This window comes from Vibrio qingdaonensis, from assembly GCF_026191675.1.
Taxonomy (GTDB): domain Bacteria; phylum Pseudomonadota; class Gammaproteobacteria; order Enterobacterales; family Vibrionaceae; genus Vibrio; species Vibrio qingdaonensis.
The window spans coordinates 72,887-90,022 of record NZ_JAKRRY010000018.1; the positions used below are offsets into that span (position 1 = coordinate 72,887).

4 protein-coding genes are annotated in these 17,136 nt (G+C 46.6%); 1 reads left to right on the plus strand and 3 read right to left on the minus strand.

Going from position 1 to position 17,136, the window contains the following annotated elements; translation table 11 throughout:
* Positions 1–66: 66 nt before the first annotated feature.
* Complete coding sequence (locus tag MD535_RS14115; RefSeq protein WP_265675667.1) at positions 67–11,781, plus strand: VCBS domain-containing protein; 11,715 nt, start codon at positions 67–69, stop codon at positions 11,779–11,781.
* A 155-nt stretch (positions 11,782–11,936) separates the two neighbouring features.
* Here MD535_RS14115 and MD535_RS14120 read toward each other — a convergent pair whose 3' ends face one another.
* Genes MD535_RS14120 through MD535_RS14130 form a run of 3 tightly spaced genes read right to left on the minus strand, consistent with a single transcriptional unit; the run spans position 11,937 to position 16,921 of the window.
* A complete protein-coding gene (locus MD535_RS14120) occupies positions 11,937–13,232 on the minus strand; it encodes an HlyD family type I secretion periplasmic adaptor subunit (protein ID WP_265675668.1) in 1,296 nt (431 codons plus the stop codon).
* Complete coding sequence (locus tag MD535_RS14125; RefSeq protein WP_265675669.1) at positions 13,225–15,306, minus strand: ABC transporter transmembrane domain-containing protein; 2,082 nt, start codon at positions 15,304–15,306, stop codon at positions 13,225–13,227. The genes MD535_RS14120 and MD535_RS14125 overlap by 8 nt, the downstream gene beginning before the upstream one ends.
* Positions 15,299–16,921 (minus strand): ABC transporter transmembrane domain-containing protein, encoded by a 1,623-nt coding sequence (locus MD535_RS14130; RefSeq protein ID WP_265675670.1) that lies wholly within the window; start codon positions 16,919–16,921, stop codon positions 15,299–15,301. The genes MD535_RS14125 and MD535_RS14130 overlap by 8 nt, the downstream gene beginning before the upstream one ends.
* Between the last annotated feature and the right edge of the window lie 215 nt (positions 16,922–17,136).

Sequence of the window (17,136 nt, forward strand, 5' to 3'; positions counted from 1 at the left end):
ATAATTAGCAAAATTGCTTTCTATATCCTTAACTTAATGAAAGGTTTTGAAGTTAGGATTGGAAGAATGACGGATAAGAGAAACGAACTCGCCAATAGTCAAGATAAAACGGAATTAACGGGCTCACGTTCGTCTGCGTCCCCTCGCCATGATAAGCTACCGCAACGGAAGAAAAAACGTCGCCTTTTTAGTACGTTACGTTATCAGGTTAGTCTTCCTCCAGCACTGAGCCTTATTTTACCGTCTTTAGCGAGTCATCACGCGAGCGCGAACGTTGACCTGGAGTCAGACAGTGAACGTTCAAATGCAAAAGTGGATAACAACGCTGACAAGGTTTCGTTGAGCCAGACGGAACGAAGTGTTGACTTATCGTCATCAGAAGTCGCCACCTCTGAAACGCAAGCGTCAGTGGACAAGGAGGGCGTAGCTCTGCCAAGCCGGAGACTCGAACTCCACCATTATCCAATGCATGTGTCGACGCACGCCAGTTTGCTCACTCGCACCGGAACGACGTCTACTTCATTATCGAACTCGCAAGTCACACCTCTGGTGATGACGCCATCCGATAATACACATGCACAACATTCGAATTCCACTTATCAACCTGTGTTTGTTAAACCAGACATTCAAAACCAAAACATCTCGATAAAAGAAGATGACCACTTACTGCATGGACAGTTATCAGCGACAGACAAAAACGTAGGAGAGACGATCCGTTTTACCAGCGCAGTAATGGTAGATGGTTTTACTCTCAATCCGGATGGTTCTTTTACGTTTGACCCAAGTAACAACGCCTATCAAAGCTTAAAAGAGGGGGAAGTCGATCATTTAACGGTCCCTGTGACTGTCACGGATTCGTCCGGTCTTCAATCGCATGCGAATTTTGTAATTAAAATCACCGGCACCAATGATGTTGCTCAGGTTACGGGGCAAATTACAGGCCAATTAAAGGAAGACGTTAACGTTAATGCTGCGGGTTTGCTAACGGTTAATGGCCAAGTGTTCGTGCAGGATGCCGATCATGGGGAGTCCCATACTATTGCAGAAGTAGTTAATGGACAATTTGGGGCGCTCACCATTGATGAGCATGGCCATTGGCGCTATCAAGTTGATAATAGTTTGGGCGCTGTTCAGCAGTTAAACTCGAAACAACAGTTAACCGAAGTTATCACGATTCACACCGCAGACCACACAAGCCAGCAAATCCAAATCGTCATTGGTGGTCGTGATGATAATGCCGTTATTTCTGGTATCGATTCTGGGAATGTGGTTGAAGATCTCAACGTTATTAATGGCAGTTTGAAGACGACTGGCGATCTACATGTTGTCGATGCCGATAAAGGAGAGGCTCATTTTTTGCCGCAGTTACTGGTCGGTCAATATGGTAATTTGACGATAGATAGCAATGGACATTGGTACTTTGAGGCAAGCAATCAGCAATCGATTATCCAGCAAATGGGTAAGGGAGATGAGCTTAGAGAGGCGTTTACGGTTTCGTCGGTAGATGGAACGACACATCAAATACATGTCGAGATCGATGGTGTCAACGACCTGCCTCATATGATTGGCCAGTCACAAACCGTCAAAGAAGACGGGGCGGTGTTTAACGGCCAAATGGTTGCCACCGATGTTGACCACGACTTACTCACGTTCACCACTTCTCATCCCATTGACGGGCTAACGTTTAATGTCGATGGCAGCTACACCTTTGATCCAAGTCATACGTCCTATCAGCACCTCGCGAAAGGGGATACGCAAGTGGTGACCACCACGGTGACGGTCACCGACAGCGCAGGTGGGACTCACGATGAAGAATTGAAATTCACCATTGAAGGTACGAACGACCTGCCGACCATGAGTGGCCAATCTCAAACCCTCAAAGAAGACGGAGTGGTGTTTAACGGCCAGATGGTCGCGACGGATATTGACCACGACTTACTGACCTTTAGAACTTCCCATCCAATTGACGGGCTAACCTTTAATACCGATGGTAGTTACACCTTTGATCCAAGCCATTCGTCCTATCAGCACCTTGCGAAAGGGGATACGCAAGTGGTGACCACCACGGTGACGGTCACCGACAGCGCGGGTGGTACTCATCGAGAAGAATTGAAGTTCACCATTCAAGGCAGTAACGATTTGCCGACCATGACCGGTCAGTCTCAAACCCTCAAAGAAGACGGGGCGGTGTTTAACGGCCAAATGGTTGCAACGGATGTTGACCATGACTTACTGACCTTCAAAGCTTCTCATCCCATTGATGGGCTAACCTTTAATACCGATGGCAGTTACACGTTCGACCCAAGCCATGCCTCGTATCAGCACTTATCGAAGGGGGATACACAAGTCGTAACGACGACTGTCACAGTCACTGACAGCGCGGGCGGTATTCACGATGAAGAATTGAAATTCACCATTGAAGGTACGAATGATTTGCCGACCATGACTGGTCAATCTCAAACCCTCAAAGAAGACGGAGTGGTGTTTAACGGCCAGATGGTCGCGACGGATATTGACCACGACTTACTGACCTTTAGAACTTCCCATCCAATTGACGGGCTAACCTTTAATACCGATGGTAGTTACACCTTTGATCCAAGCCATTCGTCCTATCAGCACCTTGCGAAAGGGGATACGCAAGTGGTGACCACCACGGTGACGGTTACCGACAGCGCGGGTGGCTCTCATCGAGAAGAATTGAAATTCACCATTGAAGGTACGAACGATTTGCCGACCATGAGTGGCCAATCTCAAACCCTCAAAGAAGACGGAGCGGTGTTTAACGGCCAGATGGTTGCGACGGATGTTGACCATGATTTACTGACCTTTAAAACTTCCCACCCAATTGACGGGCTAACGTTTAATGCCGATGGCAGCTACACGTTCGATCCAAGCCATACGTCCTATCAGCACCTTGCGAAAGGGGATACGCAAGTCGTGACCACCACTGTGACGGTCACTGATAGCGCGGGCGGCTCTCATCGAGAAGAATTGAAATTCACCATTGAAGGTACGAACGATTTGCCAACCATGATTGGCCAGTCACAAACCCTCAAAGAAGACGGAGCGGTATTTAACGGCCAAATGGTTGCGACGGATGTTGACCACGACTTACTCACGTTCACCACTTCTCATCCAATTGATGGGTTAACGTTTAATACCGATGGTAGTTACACCTTTGATCCAAGCCACGCCTCGTATCAGCATCTTGGAGAAGGGAGCAGCCAAGTCGTTAGAACGATGGTAACCGTCACAGATACGGCAGGTGGAACCGATCAACAAGAGCTTGTCATCACGGTTTCTGGTACCAACGATGCGCCAACTGTCCAACAGATACACCGTCAATTTACCGAAGATCAATTAACACACCTAGATATTAACTTACTGACCGGATCGCAAGACATAGAAGGCGATACGTTGAGTGTAGGGAATCAATTTCAAGTTAAAATTGATGGTCAGATTTCGGGGTTGCCTTCCGGGTTTAGCATTGTGAACGGGCATCTGAAAATTGATCCATCCAGTCAACGATTTCAACATTTAGCGCAGGGTGAAACATCCACTTTTGAACTCCTATATCACGTCACCGACAGTCACGGGGCAAGTACACCACAAAGTACGATTGTTGATATAGTAGGCACTGACGATAAAGCGAACTTAGCGTCTAGTGCCATTAATATCCAAGAACATACAGCAGAGCAAACCTTCAGGTCTGTGAGTCATGTATCAGGAAAATTACAACTCACTGATGTGGATACGAGTGATCATCCTGCGTTTATCGATGGTGGCTATCAAGCCAGTTCAAGAATTGGTGTGTTCGCGTTGCAATCGGATGGCACCTACGATTACTTTCTTCAGGGTAACTACGTTAAAGGGACGAATGCGCAAAAAACGGTCGCGGCCCTTAAAGCGGGCGAATCAATAACTGAGACATTCCAAATCAAGACGGCAGATGGACAAACGAAACCGGTCACGGTGACGATTCATGGTGAAGAAGACAGTGCTCGTATTATTGTCGACATGGGGACTTTAAATAACACAATTGATGAAGAGCATCTTACATCTCCAGCGTATCCAACCGAGTTATTCCAAACTGGTCACCTTAGCGTTATTGACCCTGATCATGACGATAACGCCCTCAAACCTCAAACCATTACAACATCAAAGGGTGGTACATTCCTCATCACTGAAGGAGGGATGTGGCAATATCACATAGACAATAGCCTTGCTGTTGTTCAAACATTAGGCGCCGGAGAGAGCTTTACTGAGCAGATCACGGTTGAATCTAAAGATGGCTCTGCGCATAAGGTCATTTCGGTTACCGTGCATGGCACTAATGATAACCCTGATGTTTCATCGGCAGTGACCTTACCGCAAGGCCATGAAGATAACCCTTATGTTATTCACGCATCGAGCCTGATTGCCAATGCAAGCGATACGGATGCCAACGACATAGGGCAACTTCATCCTGCGCATGTACAAGCATTGAAAGCTGATGGGACATCCGCCGGAACCGTGGTTGATAATCGCAATGGTACGTTTACGTTTACGCCAGAAAAAGATTATAACGGACACGTTGAGTTTAAGTACGATGTGCAAGACGTGCATGGCGGAAGCACGGCGGCGAGTGCGAATGTGGCATTGGCACCAGTCGCAGATAATGCCCAAATTGGATATGCTGCAATTGATCACCGTCAAAGTGGCGTGACAGAGGATCGCAGTTATATTGATACACACGATAATTTGCATTTCGACGGGCGCTTAACTATCACTGATCCTGATGCAGGGGAAGGCTATTTTGACATCAACCTTGGCAGTCAAACCTATCAAGGGATTGGTTACGACACCAAGCTAGGTGGGCATGTTCTTCTTCTGCGAAATGGCGAATATACATATACAATTCGCGATCATCAGCCTTTGGTTCAAGCACTTAAAGAAGGTGAAGTGATTACGGATGAGTGCGTGGTTCGAGCGAAAGATGGCACGACCTTTACGATTGAAGTCAATATCCACGGTACCAATGATGCACCAGTTCTGAGAGCCCAAACTCAGACTGTCACCGAGGATGGGTTGGCTTTAAGTGGACAAATGCAAGGGACAGATATTGACCATGATGCGACACTCCGTTATTCCATTGCGAACTCTGTCGCCGGGCTTACGTTTAATAAAGATGGGTCGTATACGTTTGACCCATCGAATCAAGCATACCAACACCTAAAGTCAGGTGAACTCGATACCCTTACTATTCCCGTCACACTCACCGATGAACACGGCGCTACCGCGACAGAGAATTTAGTTATCAAGATTACCGGCAGCAATGACGCGGCTGTTATTTCTGGCACTGATACGGGTGATTTACACGAAAATCATGGCTACAAAAATGCAGGGTTTGATTACACTGATCGCTCACCTGACTATGCTCATGGCAACATTGCGAAGCTCTGGAATGACGACATTCACATTGATGGTAAGCTTACGATTACGGATGCTGACCAAGGACAAAGTGAATTCGATACACGTAATCTTGGTCAATATAGCGGTCAGTATGGTCAGCTTATCCTGCAAAAAGACGGAAGTTGGTCGTACTTTATTTCAGCAGGGCAAGATGCGGTAGGTCGAAAAGTTGACCACCTTGGTGAAGGGCAGCAGTTTACTGATTCGATTGTCGTTAAAGCGCTGGATGGAACGATGCATACAATTGTTGTGACGATACATGGTGATAACGATAGACCATATTGCACGTCAGAAGTGACGTTAACCCCTGGCATTGAAGATACGTCGCAAATTATTAGTGTCGCGGATTTGCTAAGTCATAGCATTGATGTTGATGAAAATGATGCGGGTAAATTATCTATTACTCATTTACATGCCGACAATGGCTCACTTCAAGATAATCACGATGGGACATTTACGTTTACACCCGGCAAAGATTACAACGGACAGGTTCATTTTAGTTACGACGTAATAGATGCGCATGGCGGAGTGACTTCAACGGGTGCATCTGTCCAAATCGCAGCGGTTTCGGATGCCGCTCAGATTACGGCAGTAGGAGATACACTCAAAGAAGATAATGTCCAGCTTGGTTCCACCAACCTTCATTCAGAAGGGAATTTTCATGTGACCGATCCGGATGGTGTGTCAGAGTCCTTTTTCGCGACGACTTATCTTGGTATGAATGCTTTTTATAAAGGGACGTTAGGGGGAACGCTTCAAGTCAATAAAGGCGGTCACTATTTCTATAATGTGAGTAACTACAACGTTGACCACTTAAGAGATGGTGAGGTTATTAAAGACTTATTTACCATTAAAAGTGCTGATGGCACAACGAAGCAAGTTGAGTTTACGATTCAGGGAACAAGCGACAAACCAACCATTGCTCAAGCAAGTTTGCATCATTATATGTTTGAAGATGCAAAAGTGCTGCATGGTACGCTGTATGGCATCGACCCAGATCTCGGCGACCAACAAACGTTAACGTATAGTGCAATGGGGGCGACGGCTGGCTTTACGTTACATTCTGATGGGCGTTATACATTCGACCCATCCGATAAAGCTTATCAACACAATTCGTTGTCATCCGGGCGTGATGAACACGTGATTGTTGCCGTTAAAGTCACCGATAGTGAAGGGTTGTTCACTATCCAAAATTTGCGATTAAGCATTATTCCACAAAACGACGCGCCTACCGTCACCAGTTCAATTTCCCTTACGTCTGGTCATGAGGACCAAGTAATCGTGTTACGCAGTGCCGCCTTATTAGCTCACGCTACCGATGTGGATGATTACGATAGACTTAGCGTGACAGGTTTACAGGTGGATCACGGTGTGGTCACCGACAATCATGATGGGACGTTTACCTTTGTTCCCAAGAAAAACTACAACGGAGCGGTGAAGTTTACTTATGACGTTACTGATAACCATGGTGCGTCGACTCACACCGATGCCTCATTAACATTAACGCCTGTCGATGATAGAACCGAATTTACGGGTATACATCATGGTGTAGCAACAGAAGATGTCGCGACCTCAATGAGTACCCATGTCAACATACTTGATGCGGTTGATTGGCAGGCGCTACAGATAACCGATGTTGATAGTACGAATAACCAGGTGACGGTGGAATTTTCAGGCAAGCAATACATATGGGATCTTGGCCACGATCTCGATGTGACGACGCCTTATGGTACGTTCCAGTTTCATACCATCACAAGTGGTCCCCACAAGGGTGAGCATGCATGGAGTTATATTGGTGACAACAACAATAGTGATGTTCAAGGCCTAAAAGGTGGTGAGTCCATTCACGAATCCATTAAGTTGATTGCAAAAGACGGCACAGAATTCCCCATTCAGGTTGAAGTTAAAGGCACCGAAGATGGAGTGGTGATCGACTCGACCAGTGAGCTGGGGCATGTGACGGAGAATGCTCAAACGGGCGCGTCCGTCAGTGGTCAGCTCAATGCGCATGATGCGGACATACACGACCAAGTACATTGGACGGCAACGCCAGCTGCCGGGACATCGGGAAGCTATGGGACGTTCCATGTTGATGCTTCCGGTCATTGGCACTATTCGGTCGATCAAGGCTTAGCGACAACACTCGGTGCGGGTGATGAGAGGTGGGAGTATTTTAATGTCGAAGCGGTATCAAGTGATGGTAGTCATGTGAGTAAGAAAGTGGCTGTGGTGGTGCATGGGCATAACGATAACCCAACGGTCACCACGGATGTCATCTTGAGTCCGGGAACAGAAGATAAAACAATTCATCTATCGCCTGCGGATCTACTTGCCCATGCTGCTAATGTTGATATTAATGACCGTGGATGGCTACGTGTCGCTAATTTAATCACTGACCACGGTAAGATCACAACCAATCCTGATGGGTCTTTCACCTTCACCCCAGAGACGGATTATAACGGCGTTGTTAACTTTGATTATGATGTGGTGGAGCGTCACGGTGGCAGTACGCCCGCCCATGCTTCCGTCTTTCTGCAAGCGGTGAATGACTTGCCAGTGATTCAAGGGGACATCTCAGGTTCGGTAGTTGAGCAAGGTATAGATGCTCAAGGTGTTGGTATTGGAACGGCATCGGTACAGGGTATTTTAACATCGACCGATCCAGATACGGGTGACACTATCGTTTGGAGTACGGCCTCACAGACCAGTGTCTATGGCAGCTTAACGATTGATCAACATGGTCGGTGGCACTATCAACTTAATGATGCTAGCCCAAGCGTTCAACAATTGGCTCATGGCATTACCGTTCAGGACGCGTTTGTTGTTACTGCGACCGATCGTTCCGGTATAGCGGTACAACAAATCGTCACTGTTGACGTTCATGGCAGCAATGATGGTGCCTCCATAGATGGACATGCGACGTCGTCTCTTAGTTATGATTTAACCGAAGACTCGGTAACGTCTACGTTAATGGGGCATTTACAGTTAGTGGATGTCGATAGTGGTGAAGATCAGTTTTTACCGCTCCACCAGTTGGCTGGGACCTATGGTCACTTAACGCTGGATGGGAACGGCGACTGGTCTTACACACTGGACAATCAACTAACAGCGACCAATGCGTTGCATGTAGGGCAGACCGTTACTGACCATTTCACTGTGCAATCCCCTGACGGTACGGCATCAAAGACCATTACCGTTAACGTACATGGTCATGATGATTTACCAACACTCACGGTAAATGAAGGCGACGGTCAACATAGTTTAGATTTATTTGCAGGGATTAAAGCTCAGGCAATACAAGGCATCCAATACTCAGCAGATGGGGTTCATTTCACTCATACACCGCCAGCGGGCTTCTCGCTCGCAGCTGATGGCCACACACTCCAAGTTGATGCATCGGGTAGCCACTATGACCACCTAGCGACAGGGGTGAAACAATCGATCTATATTAACTATGATCTAGTGGAAGGCGCGGGTAGCGGTGCGCCTGTTTCTCACCAACATGGATTAGTGGAAGTGATCGGTACGAGCGATGCCCCTATCATTCATAACTTTTCTCCACGTGCCAACCAGTTCTCTGGGCCAATTAATGGCAATGTGTTGTCGGGTGCGACGGACGCGGATGATGGTGCCCATTTAACGCTTCATGATATTCAGTATAAGGAAGGGGGACGTTACCATGAACTTCTTCCTGGTCAGTCACATACCATTGTTAATGTTGGCACATTGAGTATTGAAGCCAATGGCGATTACACATTTACGCCGGAACCGACATTTACGGGCAGCGTTCCGGCTATGTGGTATCGCGTGGTCGATACGACCGATAGCCAAAATATACAAACACAACGCACCCTTCATATTTCGATTGATGCGAATCATCAGCCGACGGTAACCGCACTGTCGGCAAGCTTTAATGAAGATACCGATCTTATCATTTCTGCTTCAGACTTTGGCTATACGGACCGTGACTCAGATGCGCTTCATTCTATTACTATTACTCATACACCGGACGCTTCGCATGGTCATCTCATTTTGGATGGTCACGTAATAACCGATGGTAGCGCTATTTTGGCCGCTGATGTGGCTAGACTGATTTTTAGGCCAGTGGCTAACTATAATGGCTCAGCCACTTTTAGTTATACTGCGAATGACGGTCATTCGGATTCATCAGAACAGCATGCTCAATTAACCATTACTTCCGTAAATGATGCTCCGGCTATTCACTTAGCACCCGTCACACCACTTACCGGCGTGGTCACTCAAACGGATGTGGATGTGGGCGACACGCACCAGTTTAGTGTCGGCCTTTCGGCGGGCAATTTTGGTACGCTAACCGTTGATCCAGATAGCGGTGTCTATCAATATGTGCCGAATGGGCAGATTACGGGTATGCGCTATGACCAAGGGACGGGTCACTATACTGGCCAAGATACCTTTGAAGTTACAGTGACGGATAAGGCTGGGGAGAGCGCTTCTTTATTCGTTACCTTTAATGTGGATGGAACGGTAACGGCCCCAGTGGTGTCGGGTCAAGCGCCTAGCGTTGCAACGCATATCAATTCACAACCAACCGTCACGCATAGCATGCCAAACATGTTGCTTGCCGCGCATCAAGTCACGAATCATGTCACGGTTGATCTTGCCTCCACCAGCGATAGCGGCCGTTCGCATAGTGATAATTTAACCAACGACGAGACGCCTACCATCAGGGGCCATACCGATATTCCTTTCTCCAAAGTCAATATTTATGACGGTTCCAAAGTGGTGGGGAGTGGTTATTCAGATGCCCATGGTCACTATCAGGTTGATAGCTCTTTACTGAGTAACGGAGTGCATAACATCAGTGCGATAGCGTTGGCGCCGGGCAGTGTCGTCCCCGTGATGTCTTCGCGGTTTGCCATCACTATCGATACTCATGCACCTGCCCCAACGATTTCGGTGGATACGGTGACCCGTGACAACGTTATTAGCGCTTCCGAGTCACAGTCTGTTATTGCCATCACTGGCTTATCGTCTGGTGACGCTCATCAAGGTGACATTGTCACCTTGTCGGTTGGAAGGCATAGCTACACTGGCCAAATAGACGCAACGGGACATTATAGTATTGATGTACCTGGCGCGGAGTTGGAAAAGGTTTCGAAACTTAACGTGAGCATTTCAACAACGGATGCGGCGGGTAATACGGCGACGACGTCGTTGGAACATCACTATGATGTTGATACAAGTGTAGGCAGTCCAACCATCAGCTTTGAAAATCCGGGGGCCGATAACCTGTATAGTAAAGCGGAAATCGCGCATGGCGCTGCTGGTACGATTACCGCCACTATCCACGCGGCATCAGATGCAAAAGTGGGTGAACACCTTAACGTTAATGGTGTGGATCATGTATTAGATGCGCAATCTATTCAGCATGGTGTCAATGTAGAAGTGGCACCGAATAGCGTCGTTAAAGCCGTGATGACCGATGAACATGGGAACGTAAACTCAGCGATTAATGTTGCCGCTGGAGCGAAACCAGAGCCGATAGTGGTGACAGCCCCATCAGGAAGCCATCACATTAGTGCCTCTCTCGGGGCGCCTGTATTAATGCCGACTTCCCAACCAGTGCCAACCGCGCAACAAGGATGGAAGATCCTCGTAAACGGGCATTATCACACGACTTATACCAGTCAATGGGGAACCTTGTCGATAGACCCGAAAACAGGGGATTTGAGTTATCAGGAACATGCTAATGTTCACACTGGCCCCCATGGCTCAGCCCAGAATGTTGGCGTGCATGCCGACCATTTTGAAATCGCCCTTCAGGGCTCTCATCAAGATGACGTATTACTGCATGTCCAAGTGAGTATTTTAAGTCATGGACCCGGTCATAGTGGTAAGTTAACGTTAGGATCGGAGGTGTTAGACATGACAGTAACGCCCGTCATCTCTCATAATCCGCCACCGCCACCACCCGCTCCCCATGTATTGGCGGATGAACCTATGCAAGATTCAGAGAACACGGTGTTCGATAGTATGACGATCATGTCGGAGTTGGGTATTCATAAGGGCATGGTTAAGGATGACTCACATCATCAGCCTGATTCTGTACATCACTACATGGATAAGTTGGGTATTAGCAATGAGCATCATCAAAATACCTCTCCCGGCGTTCAGACGGCGTTGCCTGATGATATAGATGTGGTTCTTAATGATGATGAACAGAATAAGGTCGACACTGGTCATGCTGATTCTCATCACGATGTCCACTCTGGTGTGGAGCACCTTCATGATGCAGATACGGATCATCTGCACGATGACCCGACATTACCGGATGATCTCAATAGCTAATATCAACAAATCGCGAATTTCAATAATTAGCCATAATGAAAATGCCCTTAATGAATAAGGGCATTTTTGTTTGTCTTTATCAAGGTTATTGGTCTGGTTTGATTAAGATAGCACGTCGTTTTTATAGAACTAGTTTTCTCCCTCGAGCATGATGGCTAGCGCTCACCAAATGCGCGACTCACATTGGTGAATATGGGCTTCCATAAATATTGGAACACGGTTTTTTCACCAGTGGTAATGTCGACTTCGCCCGTCATGCCCGGTAAAATCGCGAATTTCTCAGGGTTATCTCGAAAGAACGGCTTTTCAACGGCAATCGTCACCTCATAGAAAATATTGCCTTTTTCATCTTTTCTGGTGGTAGGGGAAATCGATTCTACAACGCCTTGTAGGGCACCAAATCGACTGTAATCGTAGGCATCTATTTTAACGCGAGCATGTTGCCCTTCACTGACAAAGCCGATATCTCTGGGGGAAAGCTTGGCTCTAAAGTCTGCGACACCACCGATAGGCACAATCTCAACAACTGTGCCCCCGGGCTGAATAACGGTACCAACTCTTGTACTTGGTATGCTCTGTACGAGCCCTTGAAGAGGGGAGGTAAGTACGGTGTTAGTGAGTTTTGCTTCACCTGAGCGGACCCTTGCTTTCAAAGCTGATAGTTGGGAGGCCGCTTTGGAGCGTTGGTCAGCTACTTCAACTTTCGCTTCTGCAAGTAGTTGAGTGATTTTTTCATCATTAGAATCGGCTTGCTTAAGAAGTAAGGCATTTTTACCGCGCGCCTCTTCAATTTGCTGCTCTATAGACGCCACCTTTTGCTGCATCTCCAATACTCTCAAACGAGAAATGTTACCACTTTTAAGACCTTTCTGAAGGATCACCAATTCTTGCTTAGACGCGCTTAATTGACGTTCATAGGCTGGAATGGCGTTGTCGGTGGTACGAAGCTGCTCTGCGATTTGCTCCGCTTCTTTTTCTAAGACAATGCGTTTTTGATAATAGAGTGCGATTTGAGCGCTGCGTTGGGCACGTTGTTCTGCCACTAATTCAGGGTAGCGTGCTTGATATTGTGCGAAATCAGGCTCGCGCTCATCGATAAGCGACGACAATCTCTCGATTGTTAGGTTTAACGATGCTGATTGGGCTTTGAGTTCTTCTAGTGCGGTGGTTTGAAAAGTGGCGTCGAACTCTACGAGGACTTGTCCAGCTTCCACTAAATCGCCTTCTTGGACTGAAATGGTCTTTAATTTCCCGCCAATATCACTTTGAATAATCTGGCGTTCACCTTCTGGAATTACGGTACCTTGTGCTTTTGCTATTTCATCCACTTGCGTTAGCGCTGACCAAGCAACGAAAGCAATGACACACAATGCGATGGCATAGGTAGTAATAGAGAGAAGTCTTTTAGTTTGCTGCGATTCTATTGCTTCAGCGTATTGAGGATTACTCATTAGCAACGCCCTCCATAGTGTTGTCATGTGGTGTGGCTTCTGCCGTTTGTTCTTCAGCAAGAGGTCCGAAATAGGCGACGCTGCCTTGGTTAAGAACCAGAACTTTATCAGCAAGTTTAATTAACTCAGGATCTTGTGAACTATAAAGAATGGTTGATTTGCCGCGTTTTATGTCTAAAAAAAGCTTAAATAATTCAACAGATTTTGGCGATAAATCATGCAATGGATTATCGAGTAGGTATAAAGGGTAGTGTATGGCAAGTGCCTTTGCGGCAATGAGCATTCGCGCCTCAAAGCGTGAGAGTAAATCGTACATTGTCGCTGGCCAGAACTCCGTCAGTTGTGTATCAAGCCCAGCGGGTAAGGATTCAAACCAATCTTTGCCACCGGCCTGTTTTATGGCGTTCACTATCTCGGAATCTTTGATAAGTTGCTTGTCGGAAAACCAATCTCGAATGTTAGTAAGCAGTACTTCTGGGTGTGATGCTTTATAAAACATCCAGTGTCGATAGAGCAGTGGTGCGTACTGGCTTAAATTAATGCTATTGATGTTTACAATGCCATTTTGAATGGGTTGAAAGCTGGCAATAGTATCAATAAGGCTCGTTTTACCGCTGTTTGATGGACCCGTAATGGCAACAATTTCTCCAGGTTCAATTATCGCACTGATGCCACTTAAGGCGGGTTTAGCTTGATTAGCGTAGCGGAGTGTTATTTGGTCTAGCTCAATTTGCGGCGCCGATTCAGGAAGATCATGATGCTGATATCGGTAAGCTTCCTCAGAGTTTAGTGTCAGTGTTCGGTTGATTGTTAATTGTGTTTGTTGGATTTGCTGAAGGCGAAGCGCGCTATTCGCGAGTGTTTGCGCAGGACCGGTGACGCGAGAAATAAGCATCATCGTCGCAATCAGCCCACCCGCAGACATGACTTGATTGAAAATTAACTCGATACCTAACCCTACCACCGCGATGGTTGAAATCACCCCAATGGCATAATAAATCGAGGTATATTTCGCTTGATGTACGGTTTGTTTGAAGCCGTTCTTAGTGGCGAGATGATTCGCTCGATCAAATCGAGTGAGCCAGCCGTCGACTAAATGACTACTTCTCATGTAACCAAGTTGGCTCGATAATTCGGCAATTAAGGTTTGCCTATTTGTCCCTGAAATAGTGGATTGATTGGCTTTAAGCGCCGAGTTTTTAATGCTGCTTGTTGCCACGAGGTAGTAAAGAATAAGCGATACAATAGGGACGATAACAAGCCATCCACCGAGCGCCGCAATAGCGATTAAAAAAATTAACACAAATGGGATGTCGAATAGCGCATTACCGAGCGGTCCGGCTAAGACTCCGGATATTCTTTCGGCAACCCCCATCTGACTGACTTGGCTTTGTTGGGGCGTTAATTTACAGACATCGTAACTACCCGTGAGTAGTTTTTTAATTAGCGCATCGGATATTTCACGGCTTATTCGGTTTGCCACAGTGGCAAGAGTTTGGCTACGTAGTACTCTGAGTAGCCATAACATGAAAAATAAAATCCCCGCCCCAATTGCGATGCCTTGCAGTTCGTGGGCAGCGTCACCTCCAATGACGTGATCATAGATTGACATGGTAATGAACGGAATCGCTAGTGCAAATAAATTCGCGAACAAACTGGCGAGAGCGACCTTGGGGATCACGGCTTTGTAACTGTCTAAACGAGACCCCATCCAGTTGGCATCGGGTTTATCTGGTGGTGTGTCTTCCAATAAGATAGCTAATTTGAAGCGCTTAAGCGTTTTTGAATCAAACGGCTGTCGAGTATTTATACATTCTAAGGTTTGATTATTGAGTTGAGCAACAACGAATTGATCATCGTTGACCAATACCGCCACTTTAAATGCATTGGCGTTGAGTTGCTCATGAGTGCTGATGATACGATAGGGGACATTAAGGCGATCAAGCATACTCAAATAGTCTTCGAGGTTATTGAGCCCATTTTCTTTCACCCATTGATGGGCGAAAACATCAATATTACTGCTGACCTCTAACACCCTTAGTGACTTCAATGATGCACTTTCTAACTCATTCATTCGTCACTCCTTCTTGTGCTGCCAGTGGACGTTCTAGTCGTAAACTTTCAGTGCATAGGTTGGTAAATATAGGATTGAAGCTGACTAACAAGACCAGCCTGCCGTTGTTTGCTTCTTGCTGCAGGACGTTGGCGAGTTTCGGCCATGTGTCGATGTCTAAATCAAGTTCAGGTGTGTCGATACATATAACCGAAGTTGGGCGGGCAAGTTGAAAACAAATATTGATAAGGCGAATACTGCTATGACTAAGTGGAATGGTCGGTAGTTCCCCAAGCTTGGTTTCTAGTCCGTCTGGGAGTTGAGTCAGCACGTCGTACAGCCCAAGGGATTGACAATAACTTAAGGCCTGCTCTGATAATTCGGGTTTGAAGCCACATAAATTGTCTAATATCGATCCGTGCAAGATAGATGATCGTGATCCGATGTATGACGTTCTTTTTAAGCGAGAAAACTCTTCGACGTTTGTGTCGTTAAACGCGATGTTGCCCGAATGTCCCGGGCTGACTCCAGCAGCAATAGTCAGAAATTGACTGGCCGCTTCTTTATCGACGCAGATCGCTTGGCAGACTGTACCAGCAGGTAAATGTGCATCGACTTGGTAGTGTTTTGAAAAACGAGAGATGACTAAAGCTTTGAAGTGCAGGGATGCCAGTTTCTCTGATGCGGTGGACTCTTCAGCTCTTGAGGGAGAGAGGGATAAAAGGGCTTTGACGCTTTGAATCGATGTTTGCATATTCGCATAGCGGATATTCAGATTGGTTAGAGCGCTGAGCGGTGCTACTGCTCGGCCTGCTAATATGGAACAGGCCGCTAATCCCCCAGTGGTCAAGTCTCCTGAAAGTACATGAGAAGCCCCAGCAATAACGAGAATAACAGAGGTGCCTAAGGAAGCGAGGTAGATGCATTCTTGTGCCAACGCGTTTTTTCTCTCGTCTTCTGCAATTGTCAGTCGATGTGCTTGGTTAATTCCTTTGTACGCGCTAAACGCTTTGTATTCATTGGCTTGTCGTTTAATACCTAAAATATTTCTGTATAGGTTGAGTAAGAATCCTGCGCGCGCATCTTCTGATTTGGCATGTTGCAGGCTTCGTTGTTTTGCTCTTGCCCCAGATAACCACACAAACCCAAAAGTGACCGACCAAACAACAATGGGAACGGCAACCAATGCCCCCCCCACGTAGTAAACCAAAAACAAAAATAGTAGCGCAAAAGGAATATCAATGAGTCCTGACAATAACCCCCCTGAATATAGGTCTTTGATTTTGGCGATGGAATCGAGGCCATTTTGGACGCCGCCCACTTTGAGCTGTTTTATCTCATTGACAGGCGAGGTGGCGAGCGCACGAACGGTGTCTGAATAGCGTTGTTGCTCCATCATTGAGGATTCTGCCGCGAGAACACGAGAGCGCACATATCGCAACAATGCATCTAGCAAGACGGCAAGCGTTGCGCCTGCGAGCAATAAAGTCGCAGTGCCGTAACTTTGGTTCGGTATGATCCGGTCGTAAATCTGCAAAACCGTAAGAGGGACGGCAAGTGAGAGTATATTGATCAGCACAGAAGGAACTAACACTTTTTTTATGCCATGAACGCCTGCTGAGAATGTCGTATCCATACTTAACTCATTTCTTATCCATTTAGATTAAGACTCGGACAAAAAACACGATATTTCAAACAGTAACAGTAAATAATTTTCATAAGGGATCGTCGATGACGTGCGTCGTCCTTATGACATGGTTTACAGGGAATACGAAAGGGGCCATGACGGTTGAATAGCAATTAATATAAGTGTTAATTATTTGTAACTAACGTGTCATAAATGCCGGGCAT

Bases quoted from the DNA above. Each gene is read 5' to 3' on its own strand.
- MD535_RS14125 (WP_265675669.1), bottom strand. From the start codon at position 15,306: ATGAATGAGTTAGAAAGTGCATCATTGAAGTCACTAAGGGTGTTAGAG.
- MD535_RS14120 (WP_265675668.1), bottom strand. From the start codon at position 13,232: ATGAGTAATCCTCAATACGCTGAAGCAATAGAATCGCAGCAAACTAAA.
- MD535_RS14115 (WP_265675667.1), top strand. From the start codon at position 67: ATGACGGATAAGAGAAACGAACTCGCCAATAGTCAAGATAAAACGGAA.
- MD535_RS14130 (WP_265675670.1), bottom strand. From the start codon at position 16,921: ATGGATACGACATTCTCAGCAGGCGTTCATGGCATAAAAAAAGTGTTA.